General features: G+C 67.1%; 20 protein-coding genes and 2 tRNA genes. 18 read left to right on the forward strand and 4 right to left on the reverse strand.

The window, feature by feature from the left end; translation table 11 throughout:
* Positions 1–74 precede the first annotated feature (74 nt).
* The 11 genes from infA to B4K74_RS10160 all read left to right on the forward strand — a co-directional run bounded on the left by infA (position 75) and on the right by B4K74_RS10160 (position 6,583).
* Positions 75–293: a translation initiation factor IF-1 gene (gene infA, locus B4K74_RS10110; protein ID WP_008261544.1), complete on the forward strand. Its 219-nt coding sequence runs from the start codon at positions 75–77 to the stop codon at positions 291–293.
* A gap of 11 nt (positions 294–304) precedes the next feature.
* Positions 305–883, forward strand: a complete 579-nt coding sequence (locus B4K74_RS10115; RefSeq protein WP_286692822.1) for a Maf family protein — start codon at positions 305–307, stop codon at positions 881–883.
* Positions 880–1,896 carry an RNA-binding protein gene (locus B4K74_RS10120; protein ID WP_286692823.1) on the forward strand — a complete coding sequence of 339 codons (1,017 nt, stop codon included), beginning with the start codon at positions 880–882 and terminating at the stop codon, positions 1,894–1,896. Before B4K74_RS10115 ends, B4K74_RS10120 begins: the two co-directional genes overlap by 4 nt.
* Positions 1,897–1,898: 2 nt before the next feature.
* Positions 1,899–2,063, forward strand: coding sequence for a DNA gyrase inhibitor YacG (locus tag B4K74_RS10125; protein ID WP_286692824.1), 165 nt, complete (start codon positions 1,899–1,901; stop codon positions 2,061–2,063).
* Positions 2,064–2,138: 75 nt separating this feature from the next.
* Positions 2,139–2,214: transfer RNA gene (locus tag B4K74_RS10130), tRNA-Phe, on the forward strand.
* 377 nt (positions 2,215–2,591) lie between these two features.
* Positions 2,592–3,485 carry a MotA/TolQ/ExbB proton channel family protein gene (locus tag B4K74_RS10135; protein WP_286692825.1) on the forward strand — a complete coding sequence of 298 codons (894 nt, stop codon included), beginning with the start codon at positions 2,592–2,594 and terminating at the stop codon, positions 3,483–3,485.
* A 5-nt stretch (positions 3,486–3,490) separates the two neighbouring features.
* The gene (locus B4K74_RS10140; protein WP_123287048.1) at positions 3,491–3,928 is read left to right on the forward strand and encodes a biopolymer transporter ExbD; all 438 of its coding nucleotides are present in this window, start codon (positions 3,491–3,493) and stop codon (positions 3,926–3,928) included.
* 12 nt (positions 3,929–3,940) lie between these two features.
* Positions 3,941–4,660, forward strand: a complete 720-nt coding sequence (locus tag B4K74_RS10145) for an energy transducer TonB (RefSeq protein ID WP_123287046.1) — start codon at positions 3,941–3,943, stop codon at positions 4,658–4,660.
* A gap of 144 nt (positions 4,661–4,804) precedes the next feature.
* A complete protein-coding gene (locus tag B4K74_RS10150; RefSeq protein WP_286692826.1) occupies positions 4,805–5,572 on the forward strand; it encodes a M48 family metallopeptidase in 768 nt (255 codons plus the stop codon).
* Between the two features lie 81 nt (positions 5,573–5,653).
* A tRNA-His gene (locus tag B4K74_RS10155) sits at positions 5,654–5,730 on the forward strand.
* 52 nt (positions 5,731–5,782) lie between these two features.
* On the forward strand, positions 5,783–6,583 hold the full coding sequence (locus tag B4K74_RS10160) for a methyltransferase domain-containing protein (protein WP_286692827.1): 801 nt from the start codon (positions 5,783–5,785) through the stop codon (positions 6,581–6,583).
* Here the strand turns inward: B4K74_RS10160 and B4K74_RS10165 are convergent.
* On the reverse strand, positions 6,501–8,333 hold the full coding sequence (locus B4K74_RS10165) for a patatin-like phospholipase family protein (RefSeq protein ID WP_286692828.1): 1,833 nt from the start codon (positions 8,331–8,333) through the stop codon (positions 6,501–6,503). The two genes, B4K74_RS10160 and B4K74_RS10165, sit on opposite strands and share 83 nt — an antisense overlap.
* Before the next feature lie 96 nt (positions 8,334–8,429).
* Here B4K74_RS10165 and B4K74_RS10170 point away from each other — a divergent pair, with 96 nt between their 5' ends.
* From B4K74_RS10170 to metG, 7 genes are all read left to right on the forward strand, one after another.
* The gene (locus B4K74_RS10170; protein ID WP_286692829.1) at positions 8,430–10,022 is read left to right on the forward strand and encodes a carboxyl transferase domain-containing protein; all 1,593 of its coding nucleotides are present in this window, start codon (positions 8,430–8,432) and stop codon (positions 10,020–10,022) included.
* Between the two features lie 49 nt (positions 10,023–10,071).
* On the forward strand, positions 10,072–10,977 hold the full coding sequence (locus B4K74_RS10175; RefSeq protein WP_286692830.1) for an enoyl-CoA hydratase-related protein: 906 nt from the start codon (positions 10,072–10,074) through the stop codon (positions 10,975–10,977).
* Between the two features lie 9 nt (positions 10,978–10,986).
* Positions 10,987–12,882: an acetyl/propionyl/methylcrotonyl-CoA carboxylase subunit alpha gene (locus B4K74_RS10180; RefSeq protein WP_286692831.1), complete on the forward strand. Its 1,896-nt coding sequence runs from the start codon at positions 10,987–10,989 to the stop codon at positions 12,880–12,882.
* A 1-nt stretch (position 12,883) separates the two neighbouring features.
* Positions 12,884–13,252: a hypothetical protein gene (locus B4K74_RS10185; RefSeq protein WP_286692832.1), complete on the forward strand. Its 369-nt coding sequence runs from the start codon at positions 12,884–12,886 to the stop codon at positions 13,250–13,252.
* A 9-nt stretch (positions 13,253–13,261) separates the two neighbouring features.
* Positions 13,262–13,660, forward strand: a complete 399-nt coding sequence (locus B4K74_RS10190) for a DUF1489 family protein (protein ID WP_286692833.1) — start codon at positions 13,262–13,264, stop codon at positions 13,658–13,660.
* A gap of 51 nt (positions 13,661–13,711) precedes the next feature.
* A complete protein-coding gene (locus tag B4K74_RS10195; RefSeq protein ID WP_286692834.1) occupies positions 13,712–15,082 on the forward strand; it encodes an MATE family efflux transporter in 1,371 nt (456 codons plus the stop codon).
* A gap of 117 nt (positions 15,083–15,199) precedes the next feature.
* Positions 15,200–16,906 (forward strand): methionine--tRNA ligase, encoded by a 1,707-nt coding sequence (metG, locus tag B4K74_RS10200; RefSeq protein ID WP_286692835.1) that lies wholly within the window; start codon positions 15,200–15,202, stop codon positions 16,904–16,906.
* Positions 16,907–16,934: 28 nt separating this feature from the next.
* Here the strand turns inward: metG and B4K74_RS10205 are convergent, their stop codons facing one another.
* The 3 genes from B4K74_RS10205 to B4K74_RS10215 form a co-directional block, all read right to left on the reverse strand.
* Complete coding sequence (locus B4K74_RS10205; RefSeq protein ID WP_286692836.1) at positions 16,935–18,527, reverse strand: EAL domain-containing protein; 1,593 nt, start codon at positions 18,525–18,527, stop codon at positions 16,935–16,937.
* 72 nt (positions 18,528–18,599) lie between these two features.
* Entirely contained in the window at positions 18,600–19,046 is a 447-nt protein-coding gene (locus tag B4K74_RS10210) for a flagellar basal-body protein FlbY (RefSeq protein WP_286692837.1), read from the reverse strand.
* Entirely contained in the window at positions 19,046–19,342 is a 297-nt protein-coding gene (locus tag B4K74_RS10215) for a rod-binding protein (RefSeq protein ID WP_286692838.1), read from the reverse strand. Before B4K74_RS10215 ends, B4K74_RS10210 begins: the two co-directional genes overlap by 1 nt.

A 19,342-nucleotide genomic window follows, 5' to 3' on the forward strand; every position in this document is an offset into this window, starting at 1 on the left:
AGCCCCGCTCTTTTCGGCATATGCGCTCCGCCCGGCGCGTGTGTCAGGCGTTTTCCCCGGGTGTGAGAGGCCGCATGGCTAAGGAAGAACTGCTCGAGTTTCCCGGTACGGTCAGCGAACTGCTGCCGAACGCCACGTTCCGCGTGACGCTCGAGAACGACCACGAGATCATCGCCCACACGGCAGGCAAGATGCGCAAGAACCGCATCCGCGTGCTGGCCGGCGACAAGGTGCTGGTCGAAATGACCCCCTACGACCTGACCAAGGGTCGCATCACCTATCGCTTCAAGTAAGGCCGGGCGGGATGGCCCGTCTTGAGCTGATCCTGGCTTCGGCCAGTCCGCGTCGGCTTGAGTTGCTGGCCCAGGTCGGGATCGTCCCCGACCAGACCCTGCCCGCCGACATAGACGAAACCCCTCTGAAATCGGAAACCCCGGCGCAGTTGGCGGATCGCCTGGCGCGGTCCAAGGCGGCGGTGGTGGCCGAACGACATCCCGAAGCCGTGGTGCTGGCCGCCGATACGGTGGTGTCGCTGGGACGGCGCCTGCTGGAAAAGGCGGCGGACGGCGAAGAGGCCGCTCGCTTCCTGCAGCTGTTGTCTGGCCGTAATCACCGGGTCCATACCGGGGTGGCGGTGGCCCATGCGGGCCGCATCTCCGTGCGGGTGGTCGAGACGCGGGTGTCCCTGAAGGTGCTGAGCGAGACCGAGATCGCCGCCTATGTCGCCACGGGTGACTGGCAGGGGAAGGCCGGGGCCTATGGCATCCAGGGACCGGCGGGGGCGTTCGTGCGCCGGATCGTCGGCAGCCACCCGGCGGTCATGGGCCTGCCCCTCTATGAGACCGTCAGCCTGCTGGAAGGCGTCGGATACCGGCGCGGGTGAGCGGCCTCGAAACATTTCTGGACGACGGCCCGGGCGAGACCTGGGGCGTGGTGTGCCAGGGCGGCGAGCCCCGGCAGATATTCCATGCGCGCGAGGGCGATGCCGAGGCGAATCGGCTGGGGGCCGAGAGCGTGGGCCGGGTCACGGCCTTGTTGCCGGGCGGCGGCGGGGCCTTTGTCGATCTGGGGGCGGGTGAGCCGCTCGGGTTTCTGAACAAGGGGACGCTGACCGTCGGCCAGTCTGTGCGGGTCACGGTGTCGGCCGAGCCCCGGGGCGGGAAAGGCCCAGCCCTGACACTCGCGGGGGCCGGGGAGGGGACGCCCCGTCTGCTGAATCCCGGCCCCACGGTCGCCGAATGGCTGGCCCGGGCGGCACCGGGTGTCGAGCCGGAGACCGGCGTGATGGCCATCGAGGCCGTGCGGGAGGCCCGCGAGGCGGCGCTTGCCTCGACCGTTATGGCCGGGGGCCTGAATGTCGCAGTTGAGCGAACGCGGGCCCTGGTTGCGGTGGATCTGGATTTTGCCGGTGTGCCCGGCCGGGATGGCGGCAAGGCGCGCGAGGCCGCGAATCGGCTGGGGCTGGGCCTCGCGGCGCGGCGCATTGCCCTGAAGCGCTGGGCCGGTCTGGTGGTGATCGACCTTATCGGCACCACCCAGCCCCCCGAACCCGTGATGAAAGCGGCGAAGGATGCATTTGGAGACACCGGTGTCACATTCGGGCCACTCAGCCGTTTCGGCCTGTTGCAGCTGTCGCTGCCCTGGCGGCAGACGCCGATCGAAGAAGCGTTGTTCGGTGTGAAGGACGAGCACGCGCGGCGCACCCGACAGATCGATGCCGTGCGCGACCTGCGTCATGCGCTGGCGACCAACCGGTCCGTGCCGTGGATCAGCCTGATCGTGCCGGACGTTGAGGCGGGTGAGATGGCGGGGCTGGTCGCCGGACTGGGGCCACGGGCGCGCCTGGTCGGGGAGGGCTCAATGCCGACCGGGGCCTATGAGATACGAGAAGGGTGACGATGGCTAACTGTCCGATCTGCAAGAAGAATCCCAGAGACCCGAACTATCAGCCCTTCTGTTCGAAGCGCTGTTCGGATGTGGATTTGCAGCGCTGGCTGGGGGGAGTCTATGTGCTTCCGGGGGAGCCTGCGGATGACCTGTCGCAGGACGACCGCGAGGACTGATCGAGAGTTTGTCCGAGGACGCTGGACACCCTGCATCGGCTCGCCTATAGACCCCGCTCCCGCCCGCCGGAGCGCGCCTGGGTAGCTCAGTTGGTAGAGCAGCGGATTGAAAATCCGCGTGTCGGTGGTTCGAATCCGCCCCCAGGCACCACTTCCCTGCGACCGGCCGGGGAAGGAAATTCCAGATATCATGAAAATGTCGCTTTCTGGCGGAAGGTTGTGCCCTAACAAGGAGCATTCTCGCGCCGGGGGAAAAGCACCTCGACGCACTTGACGCTCTGGTATGCGTTCGCCAAAGGGAGCGTGACTGCTTTCTTTGGGTAGGTCGTCAGACGGTTTCGGACCGAGGTTCGAAGGTATCTGTCACCGACACCGGTTCCATTCGGCAACCGGTCGCATCCGAAGGCGTTTCGATGGCGAACCCCCGGGTTCGAGGTCGAGAAGTCAGAATTTAAACTGGGGTACGACCGCTGTGGTCGGGTCCTTTAGGGTTTCATGGTCAGACCACAACGCAGGAACTGGCGAACTATGCGCGATAGCAAAAAGACGAACATCCTCCTCGCAATGGTCGGCGCTGCCGTCCTGATGGCGAGCTCGCCGGTCCTGGCTCAGGACGAAACGGCTCCCGCCCCGGCCACGGCCGAGGCCACCACGGAAGCTCCGGCGGCTGACGCCGCTGCGGCCCCCGCTGAAGAGGCTGCTGCCACGGAAGAGGCTGCTGGCGGACACGGCGGTGAATCGCTGACCCCGATCAAGATGTTCATGGACTCGGGCATCGTCGTTAAGGTCGTCATGGTCGGCCTGCTGGTCGCCTCGATCTTCACCTGGGTGATCCTGATCATCAAAATGATGGAGTTCGGTGGTCTGAACTCGAAGACCAACCGCTTCCTGGAAAGCTTCCGCGGCGCCCGTTCGATCGCGGACATGCGCAAGATCGCGACCTCGGACGAGTTCGACGGTAACCCGCTGGCCGATATGGCCGCCGCGGCCACCGAAGAAGTCGAACTGTCGCGTCAGGCGGGCCTCTCGGTCACCGGTGAGCACCGCGATGCGGCCATTACCCGCGCCTCGACGGCCGTTGCCGCCGTTCAGTCGGGTCTGGCCGGCCGCCTCTCGGGTGGTCAGCAGTTCCTGGCCTCGACTGGCTCGACCGCTCCGTTCGTGGGTCTGTTCGGTACGGTGTACGGGGTTATGAACTCCTTCATCGGTATCGCCGAGTCGAACACCACCAACCTGGCCGTCGTCGCCCCCGGTATCGCCGAGGCGCTGCTGGCCACGGGTATCGGTCTGTTCGCGGCTATCCCGGCGGTTATCTTCTATAACTACTTCAACACCCGCATCTCGGCCTACGGCACCCGTTCGGACGGCTTTGCGGCTGAACTGCTCAACGCCATCTCGCGTCAGCTCGACAAGGGAGCGTAAGCCTCATGGCCGCGAAACTCTCAGGAGGCGGCGGCGGAAAGTATCACGTCGAGCAGAACAGCGAGATCAACGTTACGCCTTTCGTTGATATCATGCTGGTTCTCCTCATCATCTTCATGGTGGCCGCGCCTTTGGCCACCGTGTCGATCGAGGTGAAACTGCCCACCGCCGCAGCCGAACCGCAGGAGAACCCGCCCACCCCGGTGTTCATCTCCATCCAGAATGATGGCGGTGTCTTTATCGGCGACAACCGGACCACGGTGGGGGAGATTGGCGACAATCTCCGCTACCTGATCCGGACGCGGAACCCCGAGGAAGAGCGTATCTTCATCCGTGCTGACCAGACCACGCGTTATGGCGATTTCATGCAGGTTATGAATGCCCTGCAGGACAATGGCTTCTACAGCGTCGCCCTGGTCGGCGAAGACAACGCACCAGAGTAAAGGACGGGCGAAATGACCGATACACCCGTTGAGTACCATCGCAGTCGCTATGACGCCCCGAAGAAAAAGGGCTTCATGGGGGTGTCGATCGGGGTCTGGATTGTTGTTCTGATCGTGGTGACCCTGCTGTTCGGGGTGCTGCTCTACTTCGTCGACAAATCCAGGTTCGAGCTCAAGATTCCGGACTACACGGATGACTCCGTGCAGGTGGATCTGATCGATCCGATCCCGCCGCCGCCGCCTCCGCCGCCGCCGCCGCCTCCGCCTCCGACGGATCAGCCGCCGCCGCCGAAGCTGCAGCCGCGTGAACCGGCACCGAGCCCGATGGCCCCGCCCGTGCGCCTGCCGATCCCGCCAGTGGCCAAGGAAGACCGTCAGGAATACACCGGCCCGCCGGTGAATATCCCGGGTCCGCCGCCTCCACCGGCTCCGCCTGCGCCGCCGCGTCCGCCGGTCGTGACCAACCCTGCCTGGGCCAGCCGTCCGTCGCCGGAATATCCGGACCGGGCCATGTCCCGCGGGATTGAAAGCGGTCGGGTCGAGCTGAGCTGCGCGGTCAATCCGAACGGTTCGGTGAGCGATTGCCGGGTCCTTTCGGAAGACCCGAGCGGCGCCGGCTTTGGCCAGGAAGCCGTCCGCGCTACCCGCCGCGCCCGTCTGACCCCCGGTCAGGTCGATGGTGTGGCCGTAGGTGGCCGGGTGAACTTCACGGTCTCGTTCCGCCTGCAATAGGTTGGATTGAAGCGACAAGACTGAAACGCCCCGGGGTTCGCTCCGGGGCGTTTTACTTTGCCCGGGTTCGGACCGACGCCGGATCAAATTTGCCCTCTGGGTGTTCAAGCGTCACAGCTATTGAAATACCCGGGAGACATCCGCATGCCCTTCACCCTCACCAAGGCTTCCGTAGCGAAGTCGTTCGTCGGCCTCCTGGCCGCCTCGGCCCTTGTCGGGGGCTGCGCCTATAATGAGGCGCTGGGCCGCAATCAGTTCCTGCTGGTCGACAATGCGGCCCTGACCCAGGCGGCCGATCAGGCCTGGGCCGACGCGCTGCGCACCCAGCAGGTGTCGCGCGACGCGGCCGCGAACGCGCGCATCCGCCGGGTAGGAGACCGTCTGGTGCAGGCAGCGGGTCTGACCAATATCCGCTGGGACTATGCCGTGTTCGTGGAGGAGTCCCCGAACGCCTTCGTCCTGCCGTCGGGCAAGATCGGCGTCACCACCGGCCTTCTGGCGCTGGTGCAGAACGACGACCAGCTGGCGGCCGTGATCGGTCACGAGATCGGCCACGTGGTCGCCCAGCACGCGGCGGAGCGCTATTCCAGCACGGCGGTGACCAGCATCGGCTTGCAGGCCATTCAGGGCGCCTCGGGCGACTATGGCCAGGCGGTGGGTGCCTTGGGCGGTCTGGGCGCGCAACTGGGCGTGCTGCTGCCCTTCTCGCGCCAGCACGAGCTGGAAGCCGACCAGCTGGGCGTAGACTATATGGTCCGGGCCGGCTATCGCGCCTCGCAGTCCATCGCCCTGTGGCGGCTGATGGCATCCCAACGCCAGAGCCAGACGCCCGAGTTCGCCTCGACCCACCCGTCGGATGCCAGCCGTATTGCCGCGCTGGAGCAGTATATCCGGTCCCGGGGCTATAACTGATCACGGGAACTGATCCGGGGGCCCATGGTCGGGCTTGATCCCGAACCGTGAGGCCGCTAGAGGACGCTCCTCGCGACGCGTGCCGCCTTAGCTCAGTTGGTTAGAGCGCCGGTTTGTGGAACCGGAGGTCCTCAGTTCAAGCCTGAGAGGCGGTACCATCGCGATGCCCGTGCGGCTTGACCGGGACGTGGCGATAGGCAGGCTGTCGCGATGACGAGCGCCGCTTCCGATCCCGTACAATGGGATCCCGACACCTACGCCCGGTTCGAGGCCGAGCGCGATCGCGCGGCGCTGGACCTGCTGGTGCGACTGCCCGACGATCTGGACCCCGGCGTCATCTGGGATCTGGGCTGTGGCGACGGCCATCACGCCAGCCTGCTGAAGCGCCGCTATCCCCGAGCCGAAGTGCATGGACTGGAGCAGAGCGCCGATATGCTGGCGGGCGCCGGGGCGCGGGACGACACGGTGCGCTGGCAGCAGGGCGATATTGCCACTTGGGCGCCGGAGCGGCCGGTCGATCTGATCTTCGCCAATGCCGCGCTGCAATGGGTAGATGACCACGAAGGCCTGTTCCCCAGGCTGGCCGGACACCTGGCCCCGGGCGGGGTGCTGGCGGTGCAGATGCCGATGGCGTTCGAGACCCGCCACCACACCCTGATGCGACAGGTGGCGACCGAGGGGCCGTGGGCGGGAGCCTTGCAGGACGTGCCGACGATTGCGCCCCTGCTGTCGGCCGGGGCCTATTACGACCGGCTGGCGGGGAGGTGCGACGACATCGACATCTGGTCGACCACCTATCTGCACGCCCTGACGGGGGAGGATGCGGTCCTCAACTGGATGTCCGGCACGGCGCTGAGGCCGTATCTGACCGCGTTGGCCGGGACGCCAGAGCTGCAGGCCGGCTATCTGGAGGCGCTGGGCGAGGCGCTCAGCCGGGCGTTCCCGAGGCGGCCTGACGGCGTGACGCTTTTGCCTTTCCCGAGGCTGTTTCTGCTGGCGCGGGCGCGGTGAGGATTTCGGCCTCTTCGGCTTCGCGGATGCGGCTGCGGCGCAGGTCGGTGACCGGGCCGTCCAGTTCGTCCAGTGCCTTGCGGGCCGCCTCATACCCCGCCTGGACGGGGATGTCGTAAGCCTTCCAGTCGCGGATATCCATGCCCTCGGGCTCGGGCTGGATCAGCAGGTCGGTGGCCTTGCGCGAGGTTTCCACATCGGCGTCGCTGGTCAGGGTGGCGGCCCGCATCAGCAGGGCCACGATCGGCGGGCCGTTCTTCCAGTCGCCGGACAGGATCCAGCGCCACCATGAGGGCGGGTTCTGAAGCGCCGCAGGATCGACGCCGCGCGCCTGAGACATGTCCACGCCGACGACCGGCCCGGCGTTCATCTGGCGCATGGTCTCGGCCGGGAAGTTGCGCAGGACCGCGCCGTCGACCAGCACCTGATCGTGCATGACCACGGGCGGCATGACGCCGGGGATGGCGATGGTAGCCCGCATGGCACGGCGCAGCAGGCCGCGCTTGTGCACCTCGATCCGGCCGGTCGTCAGATTGGTCGAGACGGCAAAGAAGGGCAGGGGCATGTCGGCGATCTCGGTGTCGCCATAGGCATTGCGCAGCAGGCGCGCGACCTTGCCCGCGCGGGTCATGGCGATCATCGGAAAGGTGATGTCCGACAGGGGGTCGCTGGCGACAAAGGCGCGCTTGATCTCGTCTTCCAGCTCGTCCTGCGACCAGCCGAGGGCCGGGCCGGCGGCGATGATGGCGCCCATGGACGACCCGCCGAGGAAGTCGAGCGGCACGCGCGCCTCGCGCAGGGCCTTGATGGCGCCGATGTGGGCATAGGCCCGGGCGCCGCCCCCCGACAGGACCAGTCCGACCGCCGTGCCGGTGACGATCCGCGCCATGCGGGCGGCGTCGGCAGCATTGCCGTCTGTGGCGTGGAACCAGCGGCCCGGCCTGACCGAGTCCAGCCAGACGCCGGTGTTGGCCGGGCGGGGCATGCGCGGGTCGCGCAGCAGTATCAGGTCGGTGCGCTGCTGGGCATCCAGCGCCGGATTGCGCGGCAGATTGGCGCCGGGCGGCGTGGTCAGGGGATTACCGACGATGAACAGGCGGTCGACCTGTCGGGTGCACAGCTGGGCCCAGGCGGGCTCATCCGCCTCAGCGACATAGAGGACAAAGTCGTGGCTGTCCTCGACGCGACTGAACCATTCGGCGACCGAGCTGAGGGCCGAATGGTCGATGACCTTGCAGGTGAAGCCCTGGGCCTGGATCGAGGCGGCGATGCGCTCGACGAAGGCGCGGATCGGCTTGGACCGGGCCGAGATGAAGCCGAACACACTCGGCTCGCCGCCGCCCAAATTCTGGTCACGCGAGCGGCGGATCATCAGGCGCGACAGCTCGACCATCAGGTCCGGCTGACTGCGGGCGGCCTCGAAGAAGGTCTCGCGCGGCAGGGCCAGGATTTCGGAATCGCGCAGGGCGACGACGCTGGCGGTGTGGGGTGTGCCGGCCAGCATGGACATTTCGCCGACCGGTTCGCCCGGCCGGACGACGCCGAGGAACCGGGGGGCCTGGTCATCCCCATCGTGGCAGAAGACACCCAGACGGCCGGAGCGCACCAGATAAAGGGTGTCGGCCGGGGCGCCCTCGCCGAACAGCTGTTCCCCGCCGGTCAGGGCGAACCAGCTGACATGCGTCGTCTCTCCGCCCGTGAACAGCTGCTGCAGTGCCGCTTCAAGAGTGTCTGTGCGCGCCTTGGCCATGACGCCTTATGCCAGATTCCCGGGGGTGCGGTCATCCGCGCCGTCGTGACTTTCGTCCCCTTTGCCCATCCGGGGAAAGCTGCCTAAAGGAGGGGCATGCCCAAGCTGACCTCTGCGATCGATCCGTCCAGTCCGGCCTTCAAGGCGCTGGAGAGCACCAACCGGCGCCTGCGCGACCAGCTGGCCGAGCGGGTCGCGGTGACGGCGCGGGGCGGCTCGGACAAGTCGCGCGAGCGGCACGTCAGCCGGGGCAAGCTGTTGCCTCGCGACCGGGTGGAGCGGCTGCTGGATCCGGGTTCGCCCTTCCTAGAGATCGGCCAGCTGGCGGCGTTCGGCATGTATGACGATCAGGCCCCGGGTGCCGGCATGATCTGCGGGATCGGTCGGGTGTCGGGCCGCGAGGTGATGATCGTCGCCAATGACCCGACGGTGAAGGGCGGCGCCTACTTCCCGATGACGGTCAAGAAACACCTGCGCGCGCAGGAGGTGGCCGAGCAGAACCGACTGCCGTGCGTCTATCTGGTCGATTCGGGCGGGGCCAACCTGCCGCACCAGGCCGAGGTGTTTCCCGACCGCGAGCATTTCGGGCGCATCTTCTTCAACCAGGCGCGGATGAGCGCGCGCGACATTCCCCAGATCGCCTGTGTCATGGGCAGCTGCACGGCGGGCGGGGCCTATGTGCCCGCCATGTCGGACGAGACGGTGATCGTGCGCAATCAGGGCACCATCTTCCTGGCCGGCCCGCCGCTGGTGAAGGCCGCGACCGGCGAGGTCATCTCGGCCGAGGATCTGGGCGGGGCCGACACCCATGGTCGCAAGTCGGGCGTGGTCGACCATGTGGCCGAGAATGACGAACACGCGCTGGAAATCGTGCGCTCGATCGTCGCCAATCTGAACACGGTCAAGGATGTGCCGCTGGATGTGCGCGAGCCGCGCCCGCCCGCGCTGGACCCGGAGGAGCTGTATGGCATTATCCCCGACGATGTGCGCGCCCCCTATGATGTGCGCGAGGTGATTGCCCGCACGGTCGACGGCTCCGAGTTTGATGAGTTCAAGCGCGACTATGGCACGACGCTGGTGTGCGGTTTTGCCCGCATCTGGGGCTATCCGGTCGCCATCCTGGCCAACAACGGTGTGCTGTTCTCGGAGAGTGCGCTGAAGGGGGCGCACTTCATCCAGCTGGCCTGCAAGCGCAAGATCCCGCTGGTGTTCCTGCAGAACATTTCGGGCTTCATGGTCGGCGGCAAATATGAGGCCGAGGGTATCGCCAAGAACGGCGCCAAGCTGGTGACCGCCGTGGCCAGTGCCGAGGTGCCGAAATTCACCGTTTTGATCGGCGGCAGTTTCGGGGCCGGCAACTATGGCATGTGCGGCCGGGCCTATTCCCCGCGCTTCCTGTTCACCTGGCCGAACAGCCGGATCTCGGTGATGGGCGGCGAACAGGCGGCAAGCGTGCTGGCCACCGTCCACCGCGACGCCGACAGCTGGACCGAGGATCAGGCCGAGGCCTTCAAGGCGCCGATCCGCCAGAAATATGAGGACGAGGGTAACCCCTATTACGCCACCGCGCGTTTGTGGGATGATGGTGTCATCGACCCGGTCCAGACCCGCGACGTGCTGGGCCTGGCCATCAGCGCCAGCCTCAATGCCCCGATCCCCGACACGCCGTTTGGCGTGTTCCGGATGTAAGTTTTCTCTCCTGCGCTAAAGGGTGCAGGTCCACTGAAAAGGCAACGCCATGCCCGACACCACCCCCACCGATGCCGACCTCAACGCCATGGACATCACCGATGCCGAGGCGCGGGAGATGAACCGGATCGCCCATCCCATGGTCGCGGGGGCGGACACCGATGCCGTCAGCGATCTGGTGACGATCGAGTCGACGCAGGACGGGGCGGTGTTCATCACCATCAACCGGCCGGACAAGAAGAATGCCTTTGACGCCCGGACCATCGGCGCCCTGTATCAGGCGTTCGAGACCCTGCACGGGGCTGACCATATCCGGGTGGTATTCGTGCGCGGGGCAGGAGGCACCTTCAGCGCCGGGGCCGATCTGAGCTGGATGGCGGCGGCGGCAGACTGGTCCGAGAGCGACAATCGCTCGGACGCCATGGGTCTGGCGAAGATGCTGAAGGCCCTGCACGACGTGCCGGCCCTGACGGTGGCCCTGGTCGAGGGCGCGGCCATGGGCGGCGGCGCGGGCATTGTCGCGGCCTGCGATATGGCCGTGGCGGTCAGGGGCACCAAGTTCGCCTTCAGCGAGGTCAAGCTGGGCCTGATCCCGGCGACCATCGCCCCCTATGTGATCGAGGCAGTCGGCGCCCGCCGGGCCCGCGCCCTGTTCCTGACCGGCAATGTGTTCGATGCCGACTATGCCGCCCATGTCGGGCTGGTGGATGCGGTGGTGCCCGATGCCGCCGCGCTGGACGGCTTCATCAGCCACCTGAGCGGCACGCTGGCGGCCTGTGCGCCCGGCGCCATGGGCGAGGCCAAGCGGCTGGTCCACGACGTCGCCCACCACAAGGTCGACCATTCGCTGATGGAAGACACCGCCCACCGCATCGCCCGCGCCCGGGTGTCGAAAGAGGGCCAGGAGGGCGTCCGCGCCTTCCTCGACAAGCGCAAGCCGCGCTGGGCGGAGTAGGACGCGCTGATGTTCAAATCTGTTCTGGTCGCCAATCGGGGCGAGATCGCCTGCCGGGTATTCCGCACCGCCCATGCCATGGGGCTGCGGACTATTGCCGTCTATTCGGAAGCTGATGCCGAGGCCCCGCATGTGCGTATGGCCGATGAGGCGGTGCTGCTGGGGCCGGCGCAGGCCAGCGAATCCTATCTGGACGGGGCCAAGGTGCTGGCGGCGGCCAAGGCGACCGGAGCCGAGGCCATCCACCCGGGCTATGGCTTCCTGTCCGAGAATGCCGACTTTGCCGAGGCGGTGAAGGCGGCGGGGCTGGTCTGGATCGGGCCGCCCCCGGCGTCGATCCGCGCCATGGGGCTGAAGGATGCGGCCAAGAAACTGATGATCGAGGCGGGCGTGCCCGTGACCCCCGGCTATCAGGGCGAGGACCAAGCGGCGGACACGCTCAAGGCCGAGGCGGATCGCATCGGCTATCCGGTGCTGATCAAGGCGGTGGCCGGCGGCGGTGGCAAGGGCATGCGCCGGGTCGACCGGGCCGAGGACTTTGCCGACGCCCTGGCCAGCGCCCAGCGCGAGGGCCAGTCGTCGTTCGGCGATCCCCGCGTGCTGATCGAGACCTACATCACCCGGCCGCGCCATATCGAGGTGCAGGTGTTTGGCGACACCCACGGCACGGTCGTGCACCTGAACGAGCGCGACTGTTCGCTGCAGCGGCGGCACCAGAAGGTGATCGAGGAAGCTCCGGCGCCGGGCATGGACGCCGAGACGCGCGAGGCCGTGACCGCCGCCGCCGTGCGCGCCGCCCAGGCCGTCAACTACGAGGGGGCGGGGACCATCGAGTTCATCGCCGATGCCAGCGAGGGCCTGCGCGCTGACCGCATCTGGTTCATGGAGATGAACACCCGGCTGCAGGTCGAACATCCGGTGACCGAGGCGATCACGGGCGTTGATCTGGTCGAATGGCAATTGCGCGTGGCGGCGGGTGAGTCGATCCCGCTGAAGCAGGACGAGATCGGCATCCACGGCTGGGCCATGGAGGCGCGGCTGTATGCCGAGGATCCGGCCAATGGCTTTTTGCCCTCGATCGGCAAGCTGGAGCATTTCCGCATGCCCGACGGCGTGCGGGTCGACACCGGCGTCAAACAGGGCGGCGAGGTCAGCCAATTCTACGACCCGATGATCGCCAAGCTGATCGTGCACGAGGACACGCGCGCAGAGGCCGCCGAGGCCCTGGCCGAAGCGTGCGGCGAGGTTGAGGTCTGGCCCGTGCGGACCAATGCGGGGTTTCTGGTCCGGTGTCTGGAGCACCCCCGGTTCGTGTCGGGGGATGTCGACACGGGCTTCATCGGGGCGGAGGAGGAAGCCCTCAGGACGGCCGGGCCCTCGCCTGTCCTGATGGCCGAGGTCGCCAACCACGCGCTGGACAGAGCCCCGCCGGATCGGGAGGAGACGTCGGTCTGGTCTTCTCTGGCAGGCGCCACCGGCTTCAGGCTCAACGCCGACCCCGTCCGGACCGTTCGCATCTGGCACGCGGGCGAGGCCTCGGATGTCCGTCCTGCTGACACGGCGACCTATCAGCGGCACACTGAAATCAAGGGTGACCTGATCCTCGGCTTTGAGGATGGGTTGGTTCACGAGTTCCGGGATCGTCCGCCGCTCTCCTCAATTGGAGCCGGCCCCGCCTCCGACGGTTCCCTGCGCGCGCCCATGCCGGGCAAGGTGGTGGCGGTGCCGGTCAAGGCGGGCGATCCGGTGAAAAAGGGTCAGTCTGTGGTCGTCATCGAGGCGATGAAGATGGAACAGGCCCTGACCGCGCCCTATGATGGCGTGGTCGAGAGCATCGGCTTTAACGTGGGCGATCAGGTCGGGGCCGATGCGGTTCTGGCGGTGGTCACAGCAGGGGATGAGTGAGATGAAACATACGGCACTGGCCCTGGCCCTCGCGGCCGGACTGATGGCGACCCCGATGGCGGCGGCCGCGCAGGACCCCGTACCCGCTGCGGACCTCCGGGATATGGAATGCGCGGCCCTGTTCGCCGTGATGGCCGGGTCTGATCCCCAGTATGAAGCCTCGGCCGCGATTGGCATGGCCTATTACATCGGGCGGCTGGAAGGTCGTAATCCGGGTCAAAATCAGGTCGTCCGCCTGTTTGAATGGGTGAACACCCAGAGCGAAGATCAGCTGATGACGATGCTCGAAACGGCAGGTACGCGCTGCGGCCAGGAGCTGCAGACCCTTGGTAACACCATGACCGAGGTCGGGAGCAGCTTTGGCGGCTGATCCGGCCTGATGCCGCTTCACATGATCAAACTGTGCGTCGGCGTCGCCAAGGTCGAGACGCTGGAACGGCGCGCGGCCAAGGGCGACTGGCTGACGGTGCATACCCGCATGACACCCAAGCGCGCGAGCGAGCTTGAGGACGGCGGCTCGCTGTACTGGGTGATGAAGGGCTCGGTCGTGTGCCGCATGCCGATCGTCGACATCACCACCCGGGGCGAGGGCAAGACCTCGCAATGCCTGATCCAGCTGGCGCCGGACGTGATCCGCACGGCGCCGCAGGCCCGGCGGCCGTTTCAGGGCTGGCGCTATCTGGAGCCCAAGGATGCGCCGCCCGACCTGTCGACCATGGACGCCGGCGACCTGCCACCCGAGCTGGCGAAACAATTGCGCGAAATGGGGGCTTGGTAGGTCGGTCGCCTGTTGACCCGGACGGTGAAAGCGTGGCCTTAGCCCGCTTCCATGTTCGCCATCAGTCCCCCGTCCCGAACCGTCCTGCGCGACCTGCTGACCCTTGCGTGGCCGGTGGTGCTGGCGCGCATCGGCATCATGGTCATGGGCCTGACCGATGCCATTGTGGTCGGCAATTTCTCGAGCACCGAATTGGCCTTTCACACCCTGGCGTGGACGCCGACCTCGATCGTGATCACGACGGCCGTCGGCCTGCTGCTGGGGGTGCAGGTGATGACGGCGCGGCGGCTGGGCGAGGGGCGTCGCGGCGACGTCGGCGCGGTGCTGCGGCGGGGGCTGGTCTATTCGCTGTGGCTGGGCGGGGGGTCGATGATCGGCCTGATGCTGGTCGGGCCGTGGGGACTGGCGTCGATCGGGCTTGAGGATGGCCTCGCGGAGGGCGCACGCCTGCCGCTGCTGGTCTTTTCGCTGTCGATGCCCGCCTATCTGGTCAGTGTGGCGGCGCAGTTCTTTCTCGAGGCGCTGGGCAAACCCAAGCCGGGCATGGTCGCCATGTGGGTGGCCAATGGCGTCAATCTGGCGCTGAACCTGCTGCTGGTGCCGGACCTGCTGGGGCTGGGCGTCGACGGGGCGCTGGCGTCGTCGTGGGCGACCTTCTTTGCGCGGGCGGCGCTGGCCGTGTTTCTGATCGTCTATATCGTGCGGCTGCCCGAGGCCCGGGCACTGGGCATCTTCCGCAAGGCGCCGCGTGATCCGCTGGCCGAGGCCGAGCAGCGTAAGGTCGGCTATGGCGCCGGCAGTTCCTATTTCATCGAGGTCGGGGCCTTTGCCCTGATGACCCTGATCGCCGGGCGGCTGGGCACGAACGAGACCGCCGCCTGGGCGGTGGTGCTGAACATTTCGGCCATCGTCTTCATGATCCCCATGGGCCTGTCGTCAGCCGCCGCCGTGCTGGTCGGGCGGGCGTTCGGCGCAGCGGATGCGCAGGGGGTGATGCGCGCGGGTCTGGTCAGTCTGGCGGTGATCTCAACCCTGACGCTGGCCATAGCCCTGATCGTCTGGCCGACCGCGCCGCTGCTGATCGGGGCCTACAGCCGCGATCCGGCGCTGATCGCGATTGCGGTGCCGGCGCTGGTACTGGCGACCCTGTTCTTCGTCGCCGATGGCATTCAGGCGGTGGCGGCCCAGGCCAACCGCGCGGCGGGCGACATCTGGTGGCCGACCATCATGCATTTCACCGCCTATGGCGCCGTGATGATGCCACTGGGCTGGGTGCTGGCCCCGCACATGGGGGTGGACGGTCTGGTCTGGGCCATCATCATCGCCAGCCTGGTGTCCTCGGCCCTGCTGACCGGACGGTTCATCCGGGTGGCACGGCGAATGCAGAGAGTGGCGAGTGGCGAGTGGCGTGTGCCGAGTTAGGCTGCGAGGGCTCGCGAAAACTGGAATGTCGGACTTGGAGGTTGCGATATACCGGCACACTCGCCACTAAACCGCTCACCACTCGTCACTCACCACTCGTCACGCGTTCGGACACCCATGGCCCGCATTCTGATCACCTCGGCGCTGCCCTACATCAACGGCATCAAGCACCTGGGGAATCTGGCCGGGTCGATGCTGCCCGCCGATGTCTGGGCGCGGTTCAAGCGGGGGCAGGGCCATGAGGTGCTGTATATCTGTGCCACCGACGAGCACGGGACGCCGGCTGAGCTGGCCGCCGCCGCCGCCGGTCAGGACGTGCGGACCTATTGCGACGAGCAGCACCAGATCCAGAAGGCGGCGGGCGAGGCGTTCGGCCTCAGCTATGACTGGTTTGGCCGGTCCTCGAATGCGCCCAACCGGCGCCTGACCCAGCATTTCGCAAGAGTGCTGGAAGACAACGGTCTGATCGAGGAACGCGTCGATCAGATGATCTATTCGATCGACGACGGGCGCTTCCTGCCGGATCGCTATGTCGAGGGGACCTGCCCGCACTGTGCCTATGAAAAGGCGCGCGGCGACCAGTGCGACAACTGCGGGCGGTTGCTGGATCCGATGGACCTCAAGGATCCGTATTCCAGCGTGTCCGGCTCGCGGAACCTCGAGGTGAGGGATACGCGGCACCTGTATCTGCTGCAGACGAAGCTGGAGGGGCGCATCCGCGACTGGATCAGCTCGAAAACGGACTGGCAGACGCTGGCCCGCTCGATCGCGCTGAAGCATCTGGACGAGGGGCTGATCGATCGCGGCATCACCCGCGACCTGAAATGGGGCGTGCCGGTGGTCGGCCCGGACGGCGGGCCGCGCCCGGGCATGGAGGGCAAGGTCTTTTACGTCTGGTTCGACGCCCCCATCGAATATATCGGCGCGACCGAGGAATGGGCCGAGGCGACCGGCGGGACCTGGCGCGACTGGTGGCGCACCGACGAGGGCGCCGACGACGTCCGCTATGTCCAGTTCATGGGCAAGGACAATGTCGCCTTCCACACGGTGTCATTCCCGGCGACCATTCTGGGCTCGGGCGAGCCGTGGAAGACGGTCGATACGCTGAAGGCCTTCAACTGGCTGAACTGGTACGGCGGTAAATTCTCCACCTCGCAGGGCCGCGGCGTCTTCATGGATCAGGCGCTGGACCTGCTGCCCGCCGACTACTGGCGCTGGTATCTGACGGCCTATGGCCCCGAGCATTCGGACTCGGCCTTCACCTGGGAGCAGTTCCAGTCGGCGATCAACAAGGACCTGGCCGATGTGCTGGGCAATTTCGTCAACCGGATCGTGAAGTTCACCGAGTCGAAATTCGGCGGTGTCGTGCCCGAGGGCACGGCCCTGACCGACGAGGACCGCGCCTTCCAGACGCATATTAATGCGGCTGTCGCCGAGGCCACCGCGGCCTTTGAGGCGATGGAGTTCCGCAAGGCGTCGCAGGCGATCCGGGCCGCCTGGGTGCTGGGCAATGAGTATCTGCAGGTCGCAGCGCCCTGGACCGCGTTCAAGACCGACCCGGAGCGGGCCGCGACGGCGGTGCGGTTCGCGCTGAACCTCGTGGCCCTGTTCGCACGGCTGGCGGCGCCAGTGCTGCCGTTCACCGCGCCGAAGATTGCCGCGAGCGTCGGCGAGACGGACCTGGGCTGGCCGTCCGCCGATGAGGACTGGCTGGCGCGCGTGCCGGTCGGGCGCCCGGTTCAGGCCGCCGAGGTGCTGTTCCGCAAGATCGAGGACGAGCAGGTCGCCGAATGGGCGGCCCGGTTCGGTGGCGGCGAGGGCTAGGGTTTCGCGCGGGCCGCGGCGCTGAGCCTCAGCCCCAGGACTCGACGGCGCCGCGCCGGCGGCTGGTGGAGGCGAGGGTCGGCCGTTCGAGGCGCGGCTGGGGCTCGGGTTTGCCGAAAAACCAGCCCTGGCCCAGATGTACGCCCAGTTTCAGCATCAGCTCCGCGACCTCGCCGGTCTCGACACGCTCGGCCACGGTCTTGAGGTCGAGGCCACCGCACATCTCGACCAGATGACGGATCAGGGTGCGGGACTTGTCGTCTTCGATGGCTCGCATGACAAAGGCGCCGTCGATCTTCACCCCGTCGACCGTCAGATGGTTCAGATGGTCGAACGACGAGGCCCCCACGCCGAAGTCATCCAGATACACCCGGAAGCCCGCCTGTCTCAGACGCGCCAGACGCCGCTGGGTGCCGGGCAGGTCGAGGATGGTGGTCGTTTCGGTGACCTCGAGGCTCAGCCGTCGGCGAATGTCGCCGTGGTTGGCCGTCAGTCGCATCAGGGCCTCGCCATAGGTGTCGGTGGCCAGCGACCCGGCCGAGACATTGACCGCCACCCGCGTCAGCCCATAGCCGGGCTGCAGCATCTGCTGGATCGCCTTTTCTGCGACCACCAGATCGAAGCTTTCGATCAGGGCCAGGGTCTCGGCCAGACGAATGGTGCTCTCGGGCCCGTCGCAGCCGGGGATGCGCGCCAGGGCTTCGAAATGGTGCGCCGCGCCTGACTTGAGGTCGACAATCGGCTGATAGTGCAGGGCAAAGTCGCGCGCCTTCACCATGGTGCGGAAGCTGTCCATCTGCACAAGGATGCGGTCCAGCGTATTCTTGAACGTGATGTCCGGATCGTCCATTGCGCCGCTGGCTATACAGACTTCCAGCGCATGCCGCATGGCGCGCAAGGTCGCCTGGCGGTCCACGCCGGGGCTCAACTCGACCTGACGGATGTCGGCGCTGACATCGACACCTTCCAGCGCCGCGACATTGTGAATGGCGTCCTCGACCGCAGACCCATCGGAATCCCGCCGCAACAGGGCATAGGCGCTGCCGGCCAGATGGGAGGCCGAGGCCCCGTCGACCGAGACCGACTGCAGGGCGCTGTGCAAACGAGTCTTGAGCGCCTCCAGCTGGTCGCCAGCGACCTGACCCAGTCCGGTGACATCGACAAAGGCCAGCGTCAGCGGATCCGGCCCTTGTTTCGCGAGCAGGCTGCTGGTCTGACGCATCAGGTCGTCGCGGGTGACCAGCGGCGTGTCGGCGGTAAGATCGAGCGAAAAAGGCTGGCCCTGCCAGGTCAGGGCACACGAACAGTGCGGCGCCAGTTCGGGCAGGCTGAACAACCGTGATCGCACGCGCCGGAATGCGCCGTCGCCCAGATCGTATAACAGGTCCAGCGGATCGCTGCGGTTGCCCGGCGTCAGATTGGCCAGCGCCTGTTTCAGACGCCCGGCACTGCGCGGCTCGAACAGATCGGTCAGGGTGCGCCCGGTCCAGTTCGCTTCCGGCGCGTGCCCCGTCGCCGGGGCCGCCCCCATGGCCAGCACAATCCGCCCCTCGCCGTCGATCTCGACGAGAGTGTCCGCCGAAGCGAAGGCCAGACCCAGAAGACGACTGTTAAGCGCCATTCCCCCCATCTATCGTGTCAGTCTTGAAGAAACCGGTGTTAAGTCCGGTTAACGCGGCGTTGCCGCCTGCGGTCAGGCGGAGCGGCTGAAGGCGACGGCGCTGCCGTCGGTGGGGGTGGCGTGGCCGGTGGCGCCGTAGGCGTTGGGGACGCCGCGCTGGCCGCGGATCTCGGCGGCGAGGGTGCGGACCAGGCCTTCGGAGATGATACGGGCGGCCTCGACGGCGCGGGCGTGGCGGCCAAGGATGGCCTCGAACGCCTGGGTCGCCTTGATCAGGGCCATGCGGTCGGCGGCGGGGGCCTGGGCGAGGCCCGTGGGGTCGGCCTTGATCTGGGCCGACTCGCGGCGATAGCGGTTGGCCAGCTCCTGGGTCTCGGCGAGACCGGCGGCGACGTCCTGCGGGCGCTGGGCCTCGAAGGCGGCCAGTTCGTCGGACAGTCGGCGGGTCAGCGACTGGGTCAGGTCGATCAGCTGGCGAACCCGCGCCGAGGCGGTGACGGTGAATGCGGTGTCGTTCATCAGGGGGCTTCCTGCATCTTGAGCATGGTGGACATGACCTGATCGGCCAGGCCGATGCCGCCCGAGCGGACGGTCTGCTTGGCCATTTCGTCGATCAGGAAGGAGCGCCAGGTGGTCTCGGCCTCGCCGCCGCCGAAGGGTGCTTCGGTCGACAGCCCCTCGAACATGGGGCGCAGCATCTGGGCGATGAAGGAGGCCTCGAAGTCCTCGGCCGTCTCGCGCATGCGGTCCTGGCGGAGGGTCGGGGTCTGGACCGGGCGGAGCAGGTCAGGAGAGAGGGTGAGCGGATCGGCCAT

The sequence above is a fragment of the Brevundimonas sp. UBA2503 genome (assembly GCF_002341485.1).
In the GTDB taxonomy this organism is placed as follows: Bacteria; Pseudomonadota; Alphaproteobacteria; order Caulobacterales; family Caulobacteraceae; genus Brevundimonas; species Brevundimonas halotolerans.